Here is a 7,279-nt window from a genome sequence, read left to right as displayed (position 1 = left end):
CCGGCTCCAGCCCCGTCCCCGAGGCCGCACTCTCCGCCGGATCCGCCGGCTCGGGCTGCTCCGCCTCCACCCGCAGGAGCTGCGTCTTCGGCTCCGGAGCGCCCTGGCCCGCCGAGTCCCACATCTGCGCCGGCGGCGCCTTGAACACGGCCTGACCGTCGTCGTCCAGCGCGGCCAGATTACCGGCGGCGCCCTCCACCACATCCAGACCGTCAGATTCCAGGCCGAAGGTGAGCTTCTTCAGCTCTTCGCTCCCTGCCGCCTCGGGCGTCTTCACCACCAGCACCTGCTGGAAGCTCTCGACCGTCACGGTCACCTTCAGGTCGACACCCGGCAGCACCTCGGGGTACAGGGCGCTGGAGCCGTCCAGCTCAGGCTCGGGCAGAGGACTCGGCCAGTCCAGCTCCAGCCACCGGCCCCGCTCCTCGATCCGCGCCAGCGACGCGCTTCCACCGCCGGAGAAGGACATGTCCGCGGAGGCTGCCTTCGGCCCCACCGAACCGTCGGACCGCATCTCCAGCGTGGGATCAGGGGCCTGCCAGCCGCCACCGGGCTTCGCCACCCGCACCGGCACCGACGACTCCTCCAGCGTGAACGTCGAACCGTCCGGGTTGGCGAAGACCGTGGTGCGCTCCCCTCGCTCTGCGGTCACCTCCACACGCCGGCCGGACTCCTGCGCCGCCTGAAGGGCCTTCTGCCCCTCCGACAACGGCACGTCAGCCCCATCGTCGCCGACCGCCGAAGCCATCGGACCAGGCACGAGAACCGCGACCACCGCCGCACACACGACCGCGGTCATACCCGCGACGCCCCTGCGGTCACGTCTTCTGCCAGGCCTCCCCACCCAGATCGTCGGTGTGGGCGACTTTCCTCGCCCACGTCGCAACCGAGTCCACATCCCTGCCACACCCCGCCCACAAGATTCACAAAGTAGCCAGGAGTAACTAACGCCTCACCAGAACGCCTGGTCAACAGGCAGGAAACGGACATCAACACGCCAAGTTCTGGAAGGCCACGTGAGCAACCCAACGTTTAAGCAGGGTTGCACGGAAAGACAACACGCTTTCGCATCCATACCATCACGCCAAGATCAACGACATAGCCCACCGTCACCCCGCCCTGCCAAGCCTGACCGCTTTCCCCCTGATAGCCGCACACGAGGCGGGAGCCACACCTGAACCGCGTGCGTCGCCCGCCGACTCTTCCCGCCCTGGGCGCGGCGCCCATCAAACCGCCCTGGAGACCGTGCGCGAGTGGCTGACGTTGGCGCCGGTCGGGATGGAGGGTGTGATCTTCAAAAGGCTCACCAATGCCTACAAGTTGTCGGTGAAGGCTGGTAGACGTAACAAAGTCCGCGGCTCCCTCCCAGGCGGGCGGAACGTGGACCTCCCGGGCGGTGTCTATCAGGTCGGGGAACCGGCCTTCCAGGCGGGCCTTGGCCAGCTGCGGGGACAGCCGCCGGTACATCGGCGCCGTGTGCGGCAGCTTCCCCTCGAAGGCCAGGCGGTACATGACCTGGCGCAGCGTGACCTTCATCGGCGCGTACCCGTTCACGATCTCCCGCGCCCGGTCCATCACGGACGGCCACCACGCGCCATACCGGACTTGTACCCCTTCGGCGTCGTCCGTGTCAGATGCTGCTCGGGTCGAGGGCGGCGCGGAACTCCTGCGTCATCAGCGGGACCGAGCCGCGCTGCACCGGTGCCGGGCTCGGTTCGCCCCGCACCTTGTGCAGTGCCGCGCGCAGCTTGTCGTTCATCGCCGCATCGACCACGGCCCGGTGCTCATCGGGCACCTCGCGTCTGTCCTGGACGGCGGCCATGGTGCCGTTGCGGGTCCCGATCCATCCGCTGGTGGTGACCTTCCAGCCGAGCTGCTTTGCCGCTTTGCGCATCGCGGCCCGGATCAGTTCCACCCCGCCCAGCCCCACGGCCTCCTCGTCATCCAGGTTCACCTGGTAGTAGCCGCCGTATCCGCCGGCGCCGTCCGGGCTGGCCCGGCGCAGCAGGGGGATGAGTGCCTGCCTTACAGGGCTTCACGGCGATGGCAGATCGAAGCGCGGGTCAGCCGACGGGCCGTGCAGTCCTGTCCGGGGTGAGCGCGGCCTCCAGCCGGTCCAGCCGTTCGTAGAGGGCTCGGACGAGGCGGGCGCGGTTCTGGACGCAGCGCGCGGTGCCCTCGATCGGCACGGACAGCCGGCCTTCCGCCTCGCGCAGGACGACATCGGCGAGCGCCTTGGGCCCGCTGTCCTTGGGCAGCCGGTCGGCGCGGCTGCGGACGTCGATGGCGACCGCGCGGGCGTGGCCGGTCAGCTGGAGGGCGATCTGTTCCAGGTCGCGGGCGGTGAGGGTGTCCTGGTCGGTCCAGGCGAGGACGGCCTTGACGAGGCTCTCGTACGGTTCTCGGTCGAGCGGGAGTCCGGCTTCGATCAGGCCGTCGGGGTCGTGCAGGACCGTGTGCGTGCTGGTGTGCATGGCGGGCCTCGATGCCGGGAGCGTCGTGTGCGGGTGGCCGGCGGTCACCGCTGGGTGTCCTCGCCGCCGTCGGCTCCGTCGTCCTGGTCCTCGTCGTGCTGGCCGAGGAACCGGGCGAAGCCGCGGTCCGCGCGGGCCAGCAGGGACGGTGAGGGGACGCCGTAAGCAGGTGACTGGAGGCCGCGGCCCTCCCCGGCCGGGGCGGTGGAGTCGGTGTGTACGCGCATGAGGCCCCGCCTTTCCGGCCGGTGGTCCGTCGGTGCCGTCGACGCTACGCACCTGCGGTCCGCGTCCTCAACGAAGTTGCGGAGAATTGCGGAACTTCACTCCAGGGCGTCGATCGCGGCCTCGATTAGCGCGCGGGCAGCGTCGCCGTACACAGCCATCTCCGCGAGGCCAGCGAACGCCCTGGCGTAGTCGGCAAGCTCGCGCGGCTGCGTCACCTTGATCTCCGCCGTCAGCGTCTCCACCAGGGCCATCGTGTCGTCGTGGACGTAGAACGCCTCCAGCGGCCACACGGTGCGCTGCGCGGTGAACGGGATGATCCCCAGCGAGACGGAGGCGAGCGGCATCACGGCCAGGAGGTGGCGCAGCTGCCCACGCATCGCCTCGGGGTCGGCCGTTTGGTAGCGCAGGACGGACTCCTCCATGAGCACGACGTAGCGGTGGCCGCCTTCGTAGAGGAACCGGGAGCGGGCGACGCGGGCCGCGACCGCTTCGGCGACATCGTCGGGGGTGCCCTGGAAGCGGGTGATCTGCTGCATGAGGGCGGTCGCGAACGCCGGCGTCTGGAGGAAGCCGGGCGGCACGTTGGAAAGGTAGACCCGGCAGTGGCGGGTCTGCTCGTGCAGGGCGAGCCAGTCCTCCTGGACCTGCCGCATCCCGTTGCGGTGCAGGCGGCGCCACTCCATGTACATCGAGTCGACCGCGCGGGCGGTGGCGATGAGGTCGTCGGCCTGGTCGTCGGCGCCGCACGCCGAACACCAGGTGCGGATGTCCGCGTCCGAGGGCGCGACCGTGCCTTTCTGGATCCGGGTGGTCTTCGCGGGGTGCCAGCCGCACCGGGCGGAGAGTTCCCTCCCGGTGAGACCGGCGTCCTTGCGCAGATACATGAGCCGCACTGCGAGCGCCTCACGGGCCGCCGCTTGTGCGCTGGACGATGGAGAGGCGGGCACAGGTCTGCTCAGGGGGCCTGGACGGTGTACTTCTCGTGCGGGATGCCGCGCTCCCACACCGTCTCGAACGCGGCTGAGCACAGCGCGACGGCGGCCGGGCCGGTGGTGCGCTCCCTGCCGTCGGGTGCCCAGTCGCCGGTGCCGGTGAAATGGTGGAACTGCACGAGTCGTTCGTCCAGGAGCCAGAAGTCGTTGCCGGGCAGCGGGATGTCACTCGCGTGACGGCGGGGCAGCCAGCGCACGTCCTCTCCGGCCTGGAGGTTGAGCGGGGTAATGGCGTGCTCATAGCGGATGTAGTCGGTGACCGGCTCGGAGACGATCCGCGCCCGGCGCATCACCACACCGCGGGCCACCGCGTCCTCGACGAGCGGCATCCACTGCGGCCAGAACGAGCAGGCCGGATCGAGGTTCGGAACGCCGGTGCGCAGGAAGGTCTCGAAGTCCTCGGCTTCGTCGCCGACCGCGTAGACGTCGCGCATCTCCAGATGGACCGCCGTGCGGTCGGTGTCGGCGAGCAGCTCAGCGAACGTCGCGGTGTTCAGCTGCTGCGTGTTCAGCGGCATCGCACGCCTCCCTCAGAATCGACACCATGCGGGCCGGAATCCGGATCACCCGCTCGTGCGGGGGAATCCCGGCCCTGTGTCCGGCCACCCACTCGGTGGAGCCGACCAAGCCCTTCAGGAGCTCATCGGCTTCCTCGCCCTGGAGGACCAGGTCCGCGCTCCCCTCTTCCACCCACACCGTGGGCGATCCCTCGCCTCCGGTGTTCGGGTCGATTCCGACGAACCGTAACGTCATGGCACTCTCCCCTGCGACGTGGTTGCGCATAGTTGCGCGCACGACCGTCCCGCGCTGGGGTGCTGGCGTCAAGGGCTCCTGCCCGACCGGCGCGGCAGCGCGGGGCACGACGGCCGTCACGGCGTCTGGTCCGTCGGGTGACCGGGCCCCAACCGCGGGGGTGGGCAGTGCCTCTATCGTGTGATCAACAGGGGGCGACGCCGTGTGGATAATACGACTCAATCGTCACGGGCCGGCACCTGGTAAGCCTTCAGTTCAGACACGCAGCACGGGACCAGCGCTCTCACCTGCGACGGCTACCGAGGCACCAGCCCCGTCCGACCACAGCCATACCCGTCAGAACACCCGCTCCTCGTACCGCTAGAGATCGTCTTCAAAGGTGATCATGCGATGAGAGATCATGCTGGGCATGGTGCGTCGTCATGAGCTTTCGGATGCCGAGTGGGCTGTGTTGTCGCGGTTGTTGCCGAGTTCGGGGACTGCGGGGCGGCCCCGTTCGGACGACCGGCTTGTTCTGAACGGCATTGTGTGGAAGCTGCGAACCGGATCAGCCTGGCGTGATGTGCCGGAACGCTATGGCTCCTGGCAGACCTTGTACACGCGTTTCCGCAGGTGGGCACTGGACGGCACCTTCTCACGCATGCTGCGGGCCATTCAGGCGGAACGGGACGCGGCAGGGGACATCGACTGGCTGGTGTCGGTCGACTCCACCATCGTTCGGGCCCACCAGCATGCCGCCGGCGGCAAAAAGGGGCAGTCGACCGGGACGAAGCGGGTGATCACGCCCTCGGCCGATCCCGTGGCGGACTGAGCACGAAAGTCCACCTGGCCTGCGACGGACTCGGCCGCCCTCTCGGGTTCGTCTTGTCGGGCGGCAACGCCAACGACTGCACACGCTTGGAGCAGGTGCTGGGTGCGGTCAGCGTGCCCAGGGTCGGGCCCGGGCGTCCGCGGACCCGGCCCGATCATCTGATTGCTGACAAGGGGTACAGCTCTCGAAAGATCCGCGCCTACCTGCGACGACGTGGCATCCCGCACACGATTCCCGAACGCGTCGACCAGATCCTCGGTCGACTGAACCGCGGCACACGCGGCGGACGGCCGCCCGGCTTCGACCGGTGCGTCTACCGCCGCCGCAACGTCGTCGAGCGCTGCTTCAACCGTCTCAAGCAGTGGCGCGGGCTGGCCACCCGCTATGACAAGACCCGCGAGTCCTACCAGGCGACCGTCACCATCGCCTCGATCCTGCTCTGGATCTGACCTTTGAAGACGATCTCTAGTCCGTATGGGAGCGGTCGCGGCGGCTGGCGCCCGAGCCGCTGCGCTCTTCGTCGTCCTTGCCGGGAGAAGGCAGCCGGTGCTGCTGCTTCCTGTCGTCATCGGGAAGGCCGATCAGTTCCTCGACGTCGAAAACACGCGCAATCGGCACGTCCGTACTGCTGTGGGCAACGATCGAGAAAGCGATGGTGACGGCGATCAGGGTGAACGCCTCCTCGCCCTGAGGGATACCGGCCTGGAGCACGAGCAGACCGTAGACCACCGAGGCGAATCCCTTGGGACCGAACCACGCCGCCGTGAGCTTCTCTTTGCGGTGGAAGTCGGTGCCCACCAGGGACAGCAGCAGCGAGGCCGGGCGGATAAGAACGATGCACAGGACCGCCACCGCGTAGCCGCCAACAGACAGGTCACCGAACAAGCGCGGGGTGAGCAGCGCACCGAAAACCAGCAGCGCCGCGAACTTGGCCAGCTCGGCCAGGGCTCCCCCCAGCGGGTCGAAGGCGTCCGTGGCCTGCGGTGCGAGGGCGGCGATCACCGCTCCAGCTGAGAAGGCGGCTAGGTAGGCGTTGGCATGGGTGAGATGGCAGGCGGCGTACAGGATGACTCCGACCGCCAGCGGCAGCAGGGGTTGCAGCCTGGGTTCCGGGCCCAGCAGCCGGAACTGGACCAGCCAGTGCACCAGCAGCGGCAGGGCTACGCCGAAGAGCAGTCCTAGGAGGAGTTCACTGGCGATCGAGGCGACACCGACGTCCTCGGCGTGGTCGGCGGGCGCGGCGGCCGCGATGAAGACGAGGACGAACGGCAGTGCGAGACCGTCATTGACACCGCTTTCGATGTTGAGCAGTTGCCGTAGCCGGGCGGGGACCTCCTTGCGGCCCACGATGGCCGAGGCGAACACTGGGTCCGTGGGTGCCAGCACCGCGCCGACCAGGAAGGATGTCGTCCAGTCCAAACCCACCAGGAAGTGTGTCAGCAGCGCGACCCCGAGAAAGGCCAGAGGCATGCCCAGCCCGAGCGCGCGCGCCGGATTGCGCCAGGCCCGGCGCAGAGCCGGGAAGGAGACGTGCATGCCGTCGGTGAACAGCACCGCGAAGAGCGCCAGGTCGGCGGTGACCCTGACGATGTCGCTGCCTGGAGTGATGTGGACTATGCCGAGGAAGCCGTCACTGACCAGCGCGCCGCCTGCCAGGAACAGCAGCGAGGTGGAGAGTACCGACCGGGCCGCCAGCCCTGACAGCAACACCGCCACCAGCAGCGCCACCCCGAAGACGATGACGAGTACCACCTGACGAACCCCCTCAGTCGATCAAACACTCGCGCCAGCACCAGCATCGGCCGGAAGGCGCCTCCCCCTTGGCCTGGGTCTGGGTCTGGTACACGTACCCACCGTTGGCTCGTCGCCGCACGAGCTGGCACGGACCTGCTGTGCCGGGTGTGTGCGGCCGGTGGGAAGTGGCAGGGCCGAGTCACGGGTGGGCTTTGCTCGGCCCTGTGCGTGCTGCCGACGGCCGCGAGCATGCCATCGGATCGGTTTACTGCTCTCCGAAGGGCCGG

General features: G+C 68.8%; 9 protein-coding genes and 1 pseudogene. 1 reads left to right on the top strand and 9 read right to left on the bottom strand.

The window, feature by feature from the left end:
• From RIF68_RS20830 to RIF68_RS20795, 8 genes and pseudogenes are all read right to left on the bottom strand, one after another.
• Positions 1–799, bottom strand: a pseudogene (locus tag RIF68_RS20830) (LamG domain protein jellyroll fold domain protein); the annotation flags it as partial.
• A gap of 233 nt (positions 800–1,032) precedes the next feature.
• The gene (locus RIF68_RS20825) at positions 1,033–1,578 is read right to left on the bottom strand and encodes a hypothetical protein (protein WP_309052799.1); all 546 of its coding nucleotides are present in this window, start codon (positions 1,576–1,578) and stop codon (positions 1,033–1,035) included.
• Between the two features lie 52 nt (positions 1,579–1,630).
• Positions 1,631–1,954 carry a hypothetical protein gene (locus RIF68_RS20820; RefSeq protein WP_309052798.1) on the bottom strand — a complete coding sequence of 108 codons (324 nt, stop codon included), beginning with the start codon at positions 1,952–1,954 and terminating at the stop codon, positions 1,631–1,633.
• Between the two features lie 109 nt (positions 1,955–2,063).
• Positions 2,064–2,474, bottom strand: coding sequence for a DUF6415 family natural product biosynthesis protein (locus RIF68_RS20815; protein WP_309052797.1), 411 nt, complete (start codon positions 2,472–2,474; stop codon positions 2,064–2,066).
• 44 nt (positions 2,475–2,518) lie between these two features.
• A complete protein-coding gene (locus tag RIF68_RS20810) occupies positions 2,519–2,701 on the bottom strand; it encodes a hypothetical protein (protein WP_309052796.1) in 183 nt (60 codons plus the stop codon).
• A 96-nt stretch (positions 2,702–2,797) separates the two neighbouring features.
• A complete protein-coding gene (locus tag RIF68_RS20805) occupies positions 2,798–3,649 on the bottom strand; it encodes a helix-turn-helix transcriptional regulator (protein WP_309052795.1) in 852 nt (283 codons plus the stop codon).
• Positions 3,650–3,657: 8 nt separating this feature from the next.
• Positions 3,658–4,212 carry a DUF6879 family protein gene (locus RIF68_RS20800; protein WP_309052794.1) on the bottom strand — a complete coding sequence of 185 codons (555 nt, stop codon included), beginning with the start codon at positions 4,210–4,212 and terminating at the stop codon, positions 3,658–3,660.
• Positions 4,169–4,447, bottom strand: a complete 279-nt coding sequence (locus RIF68_RS20795) for a hypothetical protein (RefSeq protein ID WP_309052793.1) — start codon at positions 4,445–4,447, stop codon at positions 4,169–4,171. Before RIF68_RS20795 ends, RIF68_RS20800 begins: the two co-directional genes overlap by 44 nt.
• A gap of 409 nt (positions 4,448–4,856) precedes the next feature.
• Between RIF68_RS20795 and RIF68_RS20790 the strand changes: the two genes are divergently transcribed.
• Positions 4,857–5,707, top strand: a protein-coding gene (locus RIF68_RS20790; protein ID WP_375165724.1) for an IS5 family transposase whose coding sequence is annotated in 2 segments (ribosomal slippage) — positions 4,857–5,223 and positions 5,223–5,707 — 852 coding nt in all. Because the reading frame shifts where the segments join, the coding sequence is not laid out codon by codon here.
• A gap of 16 nt (positions 5,708–5,723) precedes the next feature.
• Here RIF68_RS20790 and RIF68_RS20785 read toward each other — a convergent pair.
• Positions 5,724–7,010, bottom strand: a complete 1,287-nt coding sequence (locus RIF68_RS20785; RefSeq protein ID WP_309052792.1) for a cation:proton antiporter — start codon at positions 7,008–7,010, stop codon at positions 5,724–5,726.
• Positions 7,011–7,279 lie beyond the last annotated feature (269 nt).

Source organism: Streptomyces sp., assembly GCF_031178505.1.
Taxonomy (GTDB): Bacteria; Actinomycetota; Actinomycetes; order Streptomycetales; family Streptomycetaceae; genus Streptomyces; species Streptomyces gulbargensis.
The sequence above is the reverse complement of the archived record's forward strand: the minus strand, read 5'-3'. Positions and strand labels throughout refer to the sequence as shown.

Coding starts and splice junctions, on each gene's coding strand:
- RIF68_RS20800 (WP_309052794.1), bottom strand. CDS start 4,212: ATGCCGCTGAACACGCAGCAGCTGAACACCGCGACGTTCGCTGAGCTG.
- RIF68_RS20815 (WP_309052797.1), bottom strand. CDS start 2,474: ATGCACACCAGCACGCACACGGTCCTGCACGACCCCGACGGCCTGATC.
- RIF68_RS20810 (WP_309052796.1), bottom strand. CDS start 2,701: ATGCGCGTACACACCGACTCCACCGCCCCGGCCGGGGAGGGCCGCGGC.
- RIF68_RS20795 (WP_309052793.1), bottom strand. CDS start 4,447: ATGACGTTACGGTTCGTCGGAATCGACCCGAACACCGGAGGCGAGGGA.